A 14,350-nucleotide genomic window follows, 5' to 3' on the forward strand; every position below is an offset into this window, starting at 1 on the left:
AGTGGCCGCAGCTTCGACAAAACAGAACGGCAGTCAGGTGATCGTCGCTATTTGGGCGGCGGTTCTGCTTACCGTTTTTATTGCATTTCGAAGTACCGATCTGCTAAAGCTGCCGATGCTCTTGGGCGGCCTCGGCGGCGGTGAGGTGTTCGGTGCGGCGTTCGTCGATACATTGATCGGTGCGGCGGCCGCAGGTGCCGTTCTCTTATCGTGGTTCGGCCTCGGCTCGCTCACTGCCAAATTGATCCGGGCCGAACGGCGCGAGAACGATTCGCATGTTCTCGAACTTGTACGTTCGACGGCCGTCGGTTCGATCCTCTGGTCGCTTATATGGTTCTTTCTCGGCATTGCCGGCCTTTACACCAAAACGGCGGCGGTAACGGCGATGGCGCTTGGTATCGCATTATGTGTTTTCGGGGCGCTTCGCCTGCGTGAAGCACGCAATGAGAGCCGAACACCGGATGCAGCTTCGGGTGTTGACCGGCTGCTGATCTTGCTTGTCGGGTTCGTTCTGTTGATCGCGTTCGTCGCGGCACTTGCGCCGCCGACCGCAAAGGACACGCTGCTCTACCACTTCGCTCTGCCAAAGGCCTACATCGCGCAGGGCGGCAACGGCTTTGTCGAGGGCAACATCGCGAGCTACCTTGCCCTCGGCGGCGAGATGCATTTCGTCTGGGCGATGCTGCTCGGCGGCGTTTACAGCGTGCGTGCGGGTGAGGCTGCCGCGGGCGTGACGGCGTTCCTTTTTTTGCCGCTGCTGCTTGCGGCCGTTTTCGGGTGGGCACGCGAGGCAAATGTGTCGCGTCGTTGGTCGCTGCTTGCGGTACTCATCGTCGCAGGGATACCGTCGGCGTACTTCGCGGCATCGAGCGGATATACGGATATTGCTCTGGCTCTGTATGTAACGCTCGGCATCTATTCACTGCTTCGATGGCTGGACGGCGGCGAGCATCGCCAGCTTGTCTATCTTGCGATATGCCTGGGCGGATCCCTTGCGATCAAACTTACGACGATATTCGTAATAGCAGCCATCGTCCTCATCGCATTGCTTCGGCTTCGGCAGGTGCAGAATTCGGCGCGGATGCTTGGATCGCTTTGCCTAAGCCTTGTGCTTGCCGGCGTGCTTGCTTCGCCGTGGTATCTGCGAACGTGGCAGGCAACAGGTTCGCCGCTTTTTCCTTTTTATTTGAGCATTTGGAAAGGTGCGGCTCCGGGCTGGGATGTCGAACGGTCGAATCTTTTTCAGGCGATGAACGCTCAATACGGCGGCGTCGATCGCGCACCGGTGAATTATCTGCTCGCACCGCTTCGTCTTTCACTTGCCGCTCAGCCGGAAGATGCAGATCTGTACGACGGCGTGCTTGGTGCAGCGTTCCTGATCGGCCTGCCGCTCATTTGGTTCGGCCTTCGCCGAAAGAACTCAACGGTCGCGACGCTTACCGGCATTTCAGGGATCTACTTTCTGTTCTGGCTTTTTTCGAGCGAGCAGATCAGGTATCTCCTGCCGATCGTCCCGCTGCTTGCGGTCGCAGTCGCGGCTTCGGCAGATAGTTCGGAGGAGAAAGGCGCCGAAAAAGCGTGGTATTACGCGCTCGCGTTCGCTTGCCTTTTGGGCATCGGAACGTCGCTCGCATGGTTCGCTATGCGTTCGCCGATGCGTGTGGTGCTCGGCGGCGAGACACGCGATGAGTATTTGGCACGGATGATCGATCATTACCCGTATTACCAGGTCGTTAACAGCGAAACGCCGCAAAATGCAGCCATCTGGCTGATCGATATGCGACGCGACACATACAATATCGAACGCCGTGCGGTCTCGGATTATTTATTTGAAGATCATACGCTGAAAGAGATTCTTTGGAGGTCGCAGAACATAGATGATCTGCGGCGCAATGCCGCTGCGCTAAAGGTCGATTACATACTTGCACGCCACGATTTTCTTTTCGGCTACGACATCTCTCCGCTCGTCGATGACAAGCGGCCGCGTGCCGAGAATGACGCAAAGCTTTCAATGGCGAAAGCCTTCCTGCTCGATCCGATGCGAGTGATCAAGCAGGACAAAAAATTTAGTTTGGTAAAGGTTAATTAGAGCAATGACTGCAATGACAGCGGCCCCTGAAACGGCTTACAAAACAAAATTCGAACGATTCATTACCGGTGAGGCCAATGCGGAATTGGCTGAGGAACGCAGGCGCGCATTCAAGCATTTCGAGGAGAACGGCTTTCCGACGCCAACGCTTGAGGATTGGAAATATACCAACCCGGCAATCGCGAAAGAGTTCGACACGGTTATCCGACCCGTCGTGCCAGTGAACGGAAATTTTGACCGCGAGGCCTTGGGAATTCTAAAAAGGTTTGACAGCTTCCGCAATGGTTTTACGTCGCTCAACGCCGCGTTCGCTGAGATCAGCGTGATCCGCATCCCGAAAGAGACGGCACTTGCTGAGCCGATCGTTCTGAACTTCACTTCGGATGACGAAGCGGCCGCATTCCCGCATGTCATCGTGATCGCTGAGGCAGGCAGTAAGGCGACGATCGTCGAGCATTACGACTCTGAGCGGCAGAGCTTTACTAACGCCGCCGTGCAGATCGTTATCGAAGACAATGCCGCCGTCCGGCATTACCGCGTGCAGAAGGATTCGCTCGATGCGTTCAACTACGGCGTTACCGAAGTAACAATCGGCCGCGGAGCGAGTTATGATGCGACAAGCATCAATTTGGGCGGTGCGTTATCGCGGCATGATATTGATGTGAAATTTACCGCCGAAGGCGGCGAAGCGTGGGTTGACGGCCTCTTTATGCTCGACGGCGCGCAGCATCACGACACACATTCCATACTCGATCACACCGTGCCGAACTGCACATCGCACCAGACCTATCGCGGTGTTCTGAACGGCGATTCGCGAGGTGTTTTTAACGGCAAGGTCTTCGTTCGCCGCGGTGCTCACGGCACTGATGCCGAGCAGTCGAACAAGAATCTGTTGCTGTCGAACACTGCCCGGGTCGATACAAAGCCGCAGCTTGAGATCTTTAATGAAGATGTAAAATGCAGCCACGGTGCAACGGTCGGCCAGCTCGAGGAAGAGGAGCTTTTCTACCTACTGACCCGCGGCCTGCCCGAGCAGCTCGCACGCAACTTGCTGACCTATGGATTCGCCGAGGAGATCATCAACAAGATCGAGATCGACTCGATCAAGCAGGATCTCGACGCGGCCGTGTTGAATAGACTGAACGCAGAAATATAGGAAATTTAACCACGGAGGACACAGAGAGCACAGAGAAGTTTAGATGGAGTTGAATGAGATCACAGAGGCCATCATAGGGTGCGCTATTCGTGTCCACAAAGCGTTGGGGACAGGCTTGCTGGAGAGCACGTATGCGGTCTGTTTGGTTCACGAGCTTTCCAAATCTGGTTTCAACGTAAGGTCACAGGTTGCCTTGCCGGTTCTTTATGACGGCATAAAGCTGGACGCCGGATACAGGATCGATCTGTTGGTAAATGAGACGGTAATAGTCGAGCTTAAGGCCGTCGAGGCGATACAGCAGATCCACGAAGCTCAGGTTATTTCCTACCTGAAGTTGAGTGGCAAAAAGATCGGCCTGCTAATAAATTTCAATGTGAAGATGCTAACGAACGGTATCAAGCGACGGGTAAATTGAATCTCTGTGGTCTCTGTGGTCTCTGCGGTCTCTGTGGTAAATAGAAATGGAAGCCGTAAAAGAAATGACAAGTTGGGATGTAGAAAAGATAAGAGCGGATTTTCCCGTACTTTCGCGTGAGGTGAATGGCAAGCCGCTCGTTTACCTAGACAACAGCGCGTCGTCGCAGGTTCCGCAGTCGGTGATCGACCGCATCACGAAATACCTTACCGAGGAACACTCGAATATCCATCGCGGCGTGCATTACCTTTCACAGCACGCGACGACGGCCTACGAGGCGACCCGCGAAAAGGTGAAACGCTTCATCAACGCTGGGGAAGCGAAAGAGTGCATCTTCGTTCGCGGGACGACCGAGGGCATCAACCTCGTTGCGTATTCTTATGGCCGTGCTTTCATCAACGAGGGCGACGAGATCATTCTCTCTGCGATGGAGCATCATTCGAACATCGTCCCGTGGCAGATCGTCGCAGAAGACCGCGGTGCGAAGATCCGCGTCATCCCGATGAATGAACGCGGCGAACTCATCATCGAGGAATACGAAAAGCTGCTTAACGAACGCACGAAGATCGTTGCGGTCGCCCATGTATCGAATTCGCTCGGCACCGTGAACCCGATCAAAGAGATGATCGCGACGGCGCATAAATTCGGCGTGCCGGTGCTCGTCGATGCCGCGCAAAGCGTGCCGCATTTTCCGGTGGACGTACAGGATCTCGATGCGGACTTTTTCGTCTTTTCGGGGCACAAAATGTTCGCCCCGACCGCAAGCGGCATCGTTTACGGCAAACGCGAATGGCTCGACAAGCTGCCGCCTTATCAGACCGGCGGCGGGATGATCCGCACCGTTTCGTTCGAGAAGACGACGTACGCTCCCATACCTGAGAAGTTCGAGGCCGGCACGCCCGGCATCGCCGCCGGCATCGGGCTTGGGGCCGCGATCGATTATCTGAACGCTCTCGATTTCGAGGCGGCCGCCGAATACGAACATTCGCTGCTCGAATACGCGACCGCACGTCTCTCCGACATTCCCGAGGTCAAGATCATCGGCACCGCCGCGAATAAGGCCAGCGTACTTTCTTTCACTATCGAAGGCATCCATCCGCACGATATCGGCACCATACTCGATCAACAGGGAATCGCCGTGCGTGCCGGACATCATTGTGCACAGCCCGTGATGCAGTTCTTTGACGTTCCGGCAACCGCAAGGGCATCTTTTGCGTTCTATAACACGAAGGAAGAAGTTGATAAACTTGCGGATGCGATCCAAAAGGTGATCGAGGTGTTTGCATGAAGAAGAAGCGCGAGATGGAAGTTTGGTACGGGAGATTCGAAGATGCTCCGAAGCATCCGGATCTGGCGTACTGGCAGGCGCAACCCGACGAGAAGAAATTCGCGGCGGCTTGGGAGATGGTGATCGAGGCCTACGCCATCAAAGGAGTTGACATAAGTGAATCCAGACTTCAAAGATCTGTTGCAAGCTTTAAACGCTCACGGAGTTAGGTATCTGATCATTGGCGGTTATGCCGTGATCAAATATGCTGAACCCCGCTTTACAAAGGATCTCGACATTTGGGTCTCCCCCGACATTGAGAATGCATCCAAAGTGTACGCGGCGCTTGTTGAGTTCGGGGCACCGCTTTTCGACCTTACTCCGGCTGATTTTGAGGATGAAGGCTTCTTTTACACGATCGGGATGCCGCCCAATCGCATCGATATCCTTTTCGACCTGCACGGAGTTGATACTGAGAGTGCTTGGGAGAATCGCGTCATTGGCGTCTGGGGTGACGTTGAGGTTGGCTTTATCGGACGTTCGGACCTTATAAAGAACAAGTTGGCGGCCGGGCGACTTCAAGACCTCCTAGACATCGAAAAGCTCAGGGAGACGGAAAACAACAATGATGAGAATTAGCTTGATACTTTTCTGCTCCTTTTTGTTGGCGGCTTGCGGTTCGCCGGCGGCGAATACCGCGAAGAATATGGCGTCGTCGAATGCTGCGGCTTCGCCCTCGGTGGTGCCGGAGTTTCAGCCGAAGGCCGAGGCGGTCACATTCGACGCTCCGGACGGCGTGAAACTCGTCGGCAGTTTCTATAAGGCGCAGAAGGTGAATTCGCCGGCCGTGCTCTTAATGCATCAGTGGGAAGCGAACCGCCATACGTTCGATGAGTTTGCCGAACGTATTAACAAGGCCGGTTACGCTGTGCTTTCGCTCGACGGACGAGGCTTCGGTGATTCGACAAAGACGGCGGATGGCAAGAGTGTAAAAGCCGGCCGCACCGACGCGGACGTAAAGGCGATGCTCGGAGATGTGAATTCCGCCGTCGAGTTTCTCGGCAAGCAGGAGAACGTAGATGCGAACAAGATCGGCATTGTCGGAGCTTCGTACGGCAGCAGCCTTGCCATTTTATACGCTGCCGATCATCCGAACATCGCCGCTGTCGTACTCCTATCGCCGGGGCTCAATTATTTCGGCAATATGCCGACCGAGCCGGCGGTCAAGAAATACGGCAGCCGTCCGATCCTGCTCGTCGCGGCCGAGGATGATAAAGAGTCGGCCGACGCCGTGCGTCAACTTAAAGAAGTATCGGCGAACCCGAAGGCTGAAGCTACGGTCTATGCCGATGGTGGCCACGGTACGGCGATATTCGCGTATCGCGATCCCGATGACAGCGCGGCGAGGCCGCTTGCCGACCTGATGCACAAGTTTCTTGCCAAGGCGTTCAAGACGGAGGCTGCGAAATAGTTAAACGATGTCCGAACTCAACGAGCTTTATCAAGAGGTCATCCTCGAACACAACAAGAGTCCGCGAAACTTTCGCGAGATCGAACCGGCCGATCGGATGGCCGACGGGCGTAATCCGCTTTGCGGCGACGCGTTGCGGGTGTATGTTACACTCGACGGCGACACGGTCACGGACGTCGCTTTCAAAGGTTCGGGCTGTGCGATATCAAAGGCCTCGGCCTCAATGATGACGCAGGCGGTCAAGGGCAAGACGATAGCCGAGGCCGAGATTCTGTTCGATGAATTTCATCGTATGGTCACCGGCGAACTTGACCCGAATGATGAGGAAACGCATCTGGGCAGGCTGAAGATATTTTCCGGTGTGCTCGAATTCCCGGCGCGTGTCAAATGTGCGAGCCTGAGCTGGCATACGCTCAATGCCGCACTTCACGGCCGCGAGGATATAACGACCGAATAGTCTTATGCCGACACGGCGGCATTGAGACGGAGTTGACGCAGCAATTCTGATTCGACCTTTTATGATGGCCGAAACCCCTCAGCGACTGCTCGGACGAGGCCCGTTACTTGCCTGTATAACGGTCATCGCCGCCACTGCTCTCTTCCTGAACTTTCAGGGACGTGTCTGGTGGTGCCAAGCCGGCGATCTGTCGCCATGGGCATGGGACATTTGGTCAACTCACAATTCGCAGCACCTTCTCGACCCGTACAGTTTCACGCATATTCTGCACGGTGTTTTCGAATACTGGATGTTGTTGCTGCTATTTCCGAACCTTCCTGCAAAATGGCGGCTTGTGATCGCCGTTGCGATCGAGGCCGCTTGGGAAGCCCTCGAGAACTCGTCTTTCATAATCAATCGCTACCGTACGGCGACGCTCTCGCTCGATTATTTCGGCGACTCGATCATCAATTCGATCTCTGATATCGTCTGCTGCGGCCTCGGGTTCGTGATCGCCTCAAAGCTGCGATTCCGGCGTTCGCTTCTGTTCTTTATCGTAACGGAGATCACGCTTACGCTTACTATCCGCGACAGCCTGATCCTTAACGTGATAATGCTTCTTTATCCGATCGACGCCATAAAGGTGTGGCAGATGGCAGGCCGTTAGCATTCCGATGCGTTATTAAATATCATCATTACCACTATGAAAAAGCTTTGCCTCGTACTCGTTTCGCTTCTCGTACTATCCGGATTTTCTGCTGCTCAGCAGAAGGTGCTCGATCTTGATGCGATATTCGGGCCCGATCCGGCGAAACGCGTTCGGTTCAGCGGCTCGCTCCCGCAGATCCGCTGGTCAGCGGACGGGCGTTACCTCGAAGACTTTTCCTCGGGCAAGATGCAGCGGCTCGATCCGGCGACGGGCCGTGCAGTTTGGCAGTTCGATTCTGCGAAGCTGTCGCTCGCACTCGCACGTATCGGTATTCGCGGCGATGAGGCCGACCGTATCGCAAGCTCGCCGATGCTGCAGTTCAGTTCGGACGGCAAGGGCATCGTACTCGATCAGCAGAACGACCTGTGGTATTACGCCGTAGCCGAAGGAACACTGAAACGGCTCACGAATGACCGCGCCGCCGAGGCGGAAGAGGCGTTCAGCCCGGACGGCCGCTTTGTCTCGTTCATACGCGGCAACAACCTGTTCATAGTCGATGTTGCTAAGGCGGATACAAAGCAGATCACGCGCGACGGCAAAGAAGGCGACAAGCCGATCTACAACGGTTATCTCGATTGGGTTTATGAAGAGGAACTTTACGGCCGAGGCAATAAACGCGGCTATTGGTGGTCGCCTGACTCAAAGAAGATCGCGTTCCTGAGGCTTGACGAGGCGAAGGTGCCGACATTTACCATACCGAATGACATACCGAACGGACAGCTTATCGAGGTCGAGCATTATCCGAAGGCGGGCGACCCGAACCCCGACGTTCGGCTCGGCATCGCGGATATCACAAAGAATACGATCGTGCCGAACGCCGGACGCATACCGAAGATCGGCGAAAAGCTTCCGCCGACGCTTTTGCGTTTCGGCGATGCGGCAAAGTTCGTCGATCTCTCTGGCTACAAGCGCGACGATCTGCTGATAGCGCGTGTAGCGTGGGCCGCCGATGGCAACTCGGTTCTCTTCGAAGCTCTCGACCGTGAGCAGACCAATATGGACCTTAATGCCGCAACGCTCGACGGCAAGGTGCAGAAGCTTATCAATGAGACGACGCCCGCGTGGGTCGAGGTCTATGATGACCCGATCGTGCTCAAGGATTCGCCGCGTTTCATCTGGCAATCGGCACGCAACGGCTGGCGTCACCTATACCTTTATGAGAACGACGGGCGGCTCGTGCGGCAGCTTACGAACGGCAAATGGGAGATCCGCAATGTGTACGGCGTTGACGAAAAGAACGGCTACGTCTATTTTGCGGCAACAAAGGACAGCCACATCGCGGAGAATATCTACCGCGTGTCGCTCGAAGGCGGCGAACCGCAGCGGCTGACCTCAGGCGACGGCACTCACGCGGCGATGTTCAACACCGGCTTTTCCGCCTTTATCGACGTTGCCAGCGATGCGATGACGCCGCCGCAGATGTACCTTAACAGTGCGGACGGAACGCGAGTGCGTACATTGGCAGAGAACCGCGTGGATGTGCTGCGGCAGTACGGCCTGTCGAACGTCGAATTCCTAAAGGTTCCGACACGCGACGGCTTTCAGATGGAAGCGATGATGATCAAGCCGCCTGACTTTGACGCGTCGAAGAAATATCCGGTCTTTGAATACACATATTCAGGGCCGCATGCGCCGTCAGTGGCTAACCGCTGGCAGGGAACGCGGATGATGTGGTTCCAGATGCTCGCGCAAAAGGGCTACATCATTTGGGTCTGCGACAACCGCTCGGCAAGCGGCAAGGGCGAAGAATCGGTCTGGCCGATGTACAAGCGAATGTATGAGCTTGAGCTACGCGACCTAGAGGACGGCGTCAGCTATCTGCGTTCGCTGGCGTATGTTGACGGCGACCGAATAGGCCTTCACGGATGGAGCTACGGCGGTTCGATGACGAGCTATGCGATGACGCACAGCCGCTCTTGGAAGGTCGGCATCGCAGGCGGCACGGTTGCCGATGAACACCTTTACGACTCGATCTACACCGAGCGTTATATGCTGACGCCGCAAAATAATCCCGAAGGCTACGAACGCTCGTCTGTCGTAAAGGCAGCCGCGAACCTCAACGGCAAACTGCTGCTCATACACGGCATGATGGACGACAACGTCCACTTGCAGAATACGACACAGCTCGCTTACGCACTGCAAAAGGCGGGCAAACAGTTCGACTTGATGCTCTACCCGACCCAGCGACACGGCGTTGCCGACCCGCAACAGGCCCGCCATCTCTACGAGCTGATGACGGACTATATCATCAAGAACCTGTGATCGCGGTCACTCGGTGCTTCGGTCGAGTACGACCTCAGGGTATTGTGCGGTGAATTGATCGCTCGGCAGCGTATCGATCTCGCCGCGGAGCGGCCGTGTGCCGACATTGGCCCGGAAGTTCCCGTTGTCGTCATACAGCCGCCGATACTGAGCTGTGTTGCGGATGATGCCCTGAACGTACTGCTTTGTTTCCTTGAACGGAATATTCTCGGCGAATTCATCGATCTCAGCGGGCAGCGAGGCTCGCCACTGCGGCACACGGCCGGGGCCGGCGTTGTAAGCGACGGCCACGTATTCCACGCGGCCGAACTTGTCGAACTGATCCTTCAAATACGCCGTGCCGAGTTCGATGTTCAGTGCGGGGTTGTAAAGATCCTCCGCTGAAGCCGGTGAATCGAGGCCGTATTTGCGCGCCACGGCACGAGCCGTCGGCAAAAGCAGCTGCATCAGTCCGTAGGCGTTCGCGCTCGACTTGGCACGCGGCGAGAAGATGGTCTCCTGCCTGATAAAGCCCGCGACCTGATAGCGGTCGAGACCGCGCGCAACCGCCCACTTTTGAATATCTGCCCAGTTGGTCAGCGGATAGAAAAACGCCCATTCCTCACGCCCCATTTCCTCAGGAAACATTTGAGCATAATCGGGATAGCTCTTTTGCATCGCGATAAGTGCCGAGGTGTTGTCGCCCTTCCAACGATAGTGCCGCGCGAGTGCGAGGTTGATCTTCGGGCTTTTGTCGGCACTGCGTTTTGCTTCTTTCAGCTCGTCTATCGCCCAATCAAAAAGCCCTATGATCGAAAGCTCATCACCCTTTTCCGCACGCTCAAGTTCGCGAGGGCCGGCCGTTTCGGCGGCGACGGTAACGGTCTTGAGGTTTGCGGCGGCGCGTGCGATCGTGTCATTCGCCGGCGTTGTCGTGCGGCATTGCCCCGCGGCTTTCATTGCGGCGAGGCGTCCGGATGCAAGATAGCCGTACCAATTCGCACCATAGCGATAAATGACCGCGTCGTACAAGGCGCATGCCTCGGCCGTCTTGCCGGCACGTTCGCTGTCGCGTGCCGCCCAATAGCCGGCCTTGCCTCGATTTGTCGTGTCCTTATCGGCGTAGCGGGCAAGGTGTTCGATAAGCATCTGCGACGAAGCGGCGAAATTCTTGGCTTCGTGCTGAAGCCACGCCGCTTCGAACTGAGCCTGCGCGACATCGACGGAGTTCGGAAAGGCATTGAGCGCCGTGCTAAGGAAATATGTTTCTTCGGTACGCATTCTTGCATCGCGTGCGGCAAGGCCCGCGTCGATGAAGGTCTTTGCCGTGAGCTTGCCTTGCGGAAATCTTTGCCGCATCTCGTCCGCCGCGGTACGTGCCTGCGGCCACTGCCTCGCTTTGGCGTAGCCGAGCACGAGCTGACGCGATGCTTCTTCACTTTCGAGAGAATTCATCGGCATTGCCGCGAATGCCTTCTGTGCATCCACCATCCGCGCCGCACCCGAGAAGGCCGTAACCTTAGCAAGCCGCACGTCGTTGGCTGTTACGGCACTTTCCGGTATCGATGCGAATGCGTTCGCCGCATCGGCCCAAAGGCTCAGTGAAAAGAGCCGCATCGCAAGATCGAGCGATTCCTGCACGTTCGCGGGTGTCAAAGGCTGGCCGAGCGACGTAAGCTTTGCCGCGGCCTCAGCCGCAGCGGGAGTACGAGCCGCAGCGAAATATGTGCGGCGATAGTAACCGATCGCCTCGGGCATCGAATTTTGAGCTTCGTACGCCTTTGCGGTCAGCAGAAGAGCGTCTGGATCATTTGCCGTGCTCATTTGTACAAGGAACGGCGGCACCTCGACCGCACGCCCGGCGGCGATCGCCGCAGCGGCCCAACTGAGTTTTGAATCACGGACGCGCACCGAATTGGGATATTCGTGCAGCAGTTTGTCGAAAGCCTCGAGGGCACCGGCATTATCGCCCGCGGCCTGCAGGGCTTTTCCGCGAAGCCACAACGCATGATCGGCGGCCTTTGTCTTTTCGTTGAAGATCTTTGAGTTGAGCAGTGCCGCCGCTCCCGCCGGATCGTTCGCATCAAGCTTCATTTTCGCATGCAGAAGCCGCGCGAGTGCACCTGAACGTTTGTTCGCAAAGCGCGTTTCTATATCGGCAATCATCGCTTCGGGCGGCATTTTGCCGGTCGAGGTGATCTCACGAAGTCTTGCGAGTGCCTGCTCCTCGCTCTGCTGGCCGCTGCAGCTGAGCGTTAGGATGATAAGCAAAATGATGGCGAATGTTTGTTTGCGGAGCATATGGGTCAACAAAGTAAAGATGGCCGAGTATAACGCAGGGTTGTTCGGCGTTATACTTTGTACGGTATTATAGCAAACGCCGGCGGCCTGTTGTTCTTGACCGGCCCGGCGTCAAAAGTTATGCGAAAAGCTCTCTTTGGCTTGCCCTTCCTTCTCGCTTTCTCGATCCTGTCGCACGCACAGACGCCGACACCCACGCCTGCAGAAGACGATAATGTCGTAAAGATATCGACCAGCCTCATCCAGCTTGATGCAACATTCGTTGACAGTAAGGGCAACGCGGTGCGCGACATCAGACGCGATGAGGTCGAGGTCTATGAGAATGGGCGAAAGCAGGCTGTCAGCGGCTTCTCCTTCGTCAACGTGCCTTTGGGGCGTGCCGTGCAGACCGCCGCTGTCGATAAGAATGCGCCGCCCGTGCCGCAGGCTCAACTGAGGCCCGAGAACATTCACCGCACCATTGCTCTGGTGGTTGACGACCTGTCGCTGTCATTTACGAGTGTGTATGAGACGCGGCGCAGCCTCAAGAAGTTCGTTGATGAGCAGATGCAGATCGGCGACCTTGTTGCCATCGTTCGTACAGGTGCAGGCGTCGGTGCTCTGCAACAGTTCACATCCGACAAACGCCTGCTTTATGCGGCTATTGAGCGTGTTCGTTGGAATCCGCTGGGCACCGGCGGAATAGGAGCGTTCGCGCCGATAAGTGCAGGCGCGGCTGCCGGTGACGATGATACAGCGGACTCTGATGAGACCGAGATCGCAAGCGGCTCAGGCGAATCGCTCGATGATTATCGCTCGCGCGTGTTCGCGACCGGAACGCTCGGCGCTCTGCGTTTCATTGTTCAAGGAATGGGCCAATTGCCCGGCCGCAAATCAGTGATCCTGTTTTCGGATGGTTTCAGGCTGTTTGAAAAGACACCGACCGGAGCACCGGCGACGGGTATGGTCATGGATTTCGTAAGGCAACTGATCGATCAGGCCAACCGCTCGTCGGTCGTCTTCTACACCGTCGATGGACGCGGGCTGCAAGTTCCGGGATTTACCGCCGAAGACAACCCCGAACGGACGGATCCGGCATCAATGGAGGCTGCTTTGGCAGGCCGCCGCGATCAACTCTTCGAGACGCAGGAGGGGCTGACCTTTCTTGCTGAGGAGACCGGCGGTTTTGCTGTCAGAAATCAAAACGATCTTTCCGGCGGCGTACGAAAGATCCTGAACGATCAAAGTTACTATCTCATCGCCTATGAGCCGGATGACGAGACCTTTGACTCGGCAAAACGCAGATTCAACAAGATCGAGATAAAGGTGCTTCGCAAGGGCGTAACGGCGCGCTATCGCAGCGGCTTTTTCAATGTTGCGGATAAGCCCGCCGATGCTGTCGTGAAAACGCTCTCCCCTGTCGCCCAACTCCAGTCGGCCCTTGTATCGCCGTTCGCCGTGAATGGTATCGACCTGAAGTTCACGGCGTTGTTCGCCAATAATGCACAGACCGGCTCATTTGTCCGCTCACTGCTCCATGTGGACGGCACCGATCTTAAATTCGTCGATGAAAAGGACGGACTGCAGAAGATCTCGTTCGACGTGCTCGTGGTCAGCTTTGGCGACAGCGGCCAACCGGTAGATAGTTTGGCAAAGACCTACACGATGACCGTGAAGCCCGCCGCCGCAAAAAAGATCAAGGATCACGGTTTTAACTATTACCTGACCTTTCCGGTAAAGAAACCCGGAGCTTACCAACTACGCGTGGCCTTACGCGATCCGGTGAGCGGCGCCGTGGGGTCGGCGAGCCAATTCATCGAAGTGCCGAATATCAAGAAAAGCAAGGTTGCGCTGTCAAGCATCATTATCGAGAACCTGACGCCTGCCGAGTGGAAGGACCTCAGCAGTGCGGCTGCCGGTAACTTTCGAGTCGATTCGCTGACCGATACCGCCGTTCGAAGGATCAAGCAGAATTCGGTGCTGCTTTACGCCTATCAGATCTACAATGCGCGAACTGATGCCTCGCGGCTTAATGATATGAAGGTAAAGGTTCGGGTCTTTCGCGACGGCAAACTGATCTTGGACGGCGCCGAAACGGCGCTCGACACGGCAGGGCAAACCGACCTTTCACATATCGACAGCGGAGGCTCGCTGGCGATCGGCCGGGCAATGCAGCCGGGCGATTATATCCTGCAGGTGGTCGTTATGGACAAGAGTTCGGAGAAGAAACCGGTGGCGGCCTCGCAGTATATTCAATTTGAGGTTGTGGGCGATTAGCGGCAGCAA

The 14,350-nt window shown here is 56.2% G+C and carries 12 protein-coding genes; 11 read left to right on the top strand and 1 reads right to left on the bottom strand.

What is annotated here, in order from left to right; all coding sequences use genetic code 11:
• The first annotated feature begins 1 nt into the window (after position 1).
• The 10 genes from HS105_01630 (at position 2) to HS105_01675 (ending at position 9,805) form a co-directional block, all read left to right on the top strand.
• Positions 2-2,089 carry a glycosyltransferase family 39 protein gene (locus HS105_01630; GenBank protein ID MBE7515305.1) on the top strand — a complete coding sequence of 696 codons (2,088 nt, stop codon included), beginning with the start codon at positions 2-4 and terminating at the stop codon, positions 2,087-2,089.
• A 4-nt stretch (positions 2,090-2,093) separates the two neighbouring features.
• Positions 2,094-3,245: a Fe-S cluster assembly protein SufD gene (gene sufD / locus HS105_01635; GenBank protein MBE7515306.1), complete on the top strand. Its 1,152-nt coding sequence runs from the start codon at positions 2,094-2,096 to the stop codon at positions 3,243-3,245.
• Between the two features lie 43 nt (positions 3,246-3,288).
• Complete coding sequence (locus tag HS105_01640) at positions 3,289-3,660, top strand: GxxExxY protein (protein ID MBE7515307.1); 372 nt, start codon at positions 3,289-3,291, stop codon at positions 3,658-3,660.
• Between the two features lie 64 nt (positions 3,661-3,724).
• Positions 3,725-4,948, top strand: a complete 1,224-nt coding sequence (locus tag HS105_01645) for a cysteine desulfurase (protein ID MBE7515308.1) — start codon at positions 3,725-3,727, stop codon at positions 4,946-4,948.
• On the top strand, positions 4,945-5,157 hold the full coding sequence (locus tag HS105_01650; protein MBE7515309.1) for a hypothetical protein: 213 nt from the start codon (positions 4,945-4,947) through the stop codon (positions 5,155-5,157). Before HS105_01645 ends, HS105_01650 begins: the two co-directional genes overlap by 4 nt.
• A complete protein-coding gene (locus HS105_01655; GenBank protein MBE7515310.1) occupies positions 5,105-5,566 on the top strand; it encodes a hypothetical protein in 462 nt (153 codons plus the stop codon). Before HS105_01650 ends, HS105_01655 begins: the two co-directional genes overlap by 53 nt.
• A complete protein-coding gene (locus HS105_01660) occupies positions 5,553-6,398 on the top strand; it encodes an alpha/beta fold hydrolase (protein ID MBE7515311.1) in 846 nt (281 codons plus the stop codon). The genes HS105_01655 and HS105_01660 overlap by 14 nt, the downstream gene beginning before the upstream one ends.
• Before the next feature lie 7 nt (positions 6,399-6,405).
• A complete protein-coding gene (locus HS105_01665) occupies positions 6,406-6,855 on the top strand; it encodes an SUF system NifU family Fe-S cluster assembly protein (protein MBE7515312.1) in 450 nt (149 codons plus the stop codon).
• 61 nt (positions 6,856-6,916) lie between these two features.
• Entirely contained in the window at positions 6,917-7,501 is a 585-nt protein-coding gene (locus tag HS105_01670) for a DUF2585 family protein (protein MBE7515313.1), read from the top strand.
• Positions 7,502-7,537: 36 nt separating this feature from the next.
• Positions 7,538-9,805, top strand: coding sequence for a DPP IV N-terminal domain-containing protein (locus tag HS105_01675; protein ID MBE7515314.1), 2,268 nt, complete (start codon positions 7,538-7,540; stop codon positions 9,803-9,805).
• 6 nt (positions 9,806-9,811) lie between these two features.
• On the opposite strand, the gene HS105_01680 is transcribed toward HS105_01675, so the two are convergent.
• Positions 9,812-12,085, bottom strand: a complete 2,274-nt coding sequence (locus HS105_01680) for a transglycosylase SLT domain-containing protein (protein MBE7515315.1) — start codon at positions 12,083-12,085, stop codon at positions 9,812-9,814.
• Positions 12,086-12,205: 120 nt separating this feature from the next.
• Here HS105_01680 and HS105_01685 point away from each other — a divergent pair, with 120 nt between their 5' ends.
• On the top strand, positions 12,206-14,341 hold the full coding sequence (locus HS105_01685; GenBank protein ID MBE7515316.1) for a VWA domain-containing protein: 2,136 nt from the start codon (positions 12,206-12,208) through the stop codon (positions 14,339-14,341).
• The last annotated feature ends 9 nt before the right edge of the window (positions 14,342-14,350 follow it).

It is taken from the genome of Chloracidobacterium sp. (assembly GCA_015075585.1).
Lineage (GTDB): Bacteria > Acidobacteriota > Blastocatellia > Pyrinomonadales > Pyrinomonadaceae > OLB17.

Bases quoted from the DNA above. Each gene is read 5' to 3' on its own strand.
- sufD (MBE7515306.1), top strand. From the start codon at position 2,094: ATGACTGCAATGACAGCGGCCCCTGAAACGGCTTACAAAACAAAATTC.
- HS105_01640 (MBE7515307.1), top strand. From the start codon at position 3,289: ATGGAGTTGAATGAGATCACAGAGGCCATCATAGGGTGCGCTATTCGT.
- HS105_01645 (MBE7515308.1), top strand. From the start codon at position 3,725: ATGACAAGTTGGGATGTAGAAAAGATAAGAGCGGATTTTCCCGTACTT.
- HS105_01650 (MBE7515309.1), top strand. From the start codon at position 4,945: ATGAAGAAGAAGCGCGAGATGGAAGTTTGGTACGGGAGATTCGAAGAT.
- HS105_01660 (MBE7515311.1), top strand. From the start codon at position 5,553: ATGATGAGAATTAGCTTGATACTTTTCTGCTCCTTTTTGTTGGCGGCT.
- HS105_01665 (MBE7515312.1), top strand. From the start codon at position 6,406: ATGTCCGAACTCAACGAGCTTTATCAAGAGGTCATCCTCGAACACAAC.
- HS105_01670 (MBE7515313.1), top strand. From the start codon at position 6,917: ATGATGGCCGAAACCCCTCAGCGACTGCTCGGACGAGGCCCGTTACTT.
- HS105_01675 (MBE7515314.1), top strand. From the start codon at position 7,538: ATGAAAAAGCTTTGCCTCGTACTCGTTTCGCTTCTCGTACTATCCGGA.
- HS105_01680 (MBE7515315.1), bottom strand. From the start codon at position 12,085: ATGCTCCGCAAACAAACATTCGCCATCATTTTGCTTATCATCCTAACG.
- HS105_01685 (MBE7515316.1), top strand. From the start codon at position 12,206: ATGCGAAAAGCTCTCTTTGGCTTGCCCTTCCTTCTCGCTTTCTCGATC.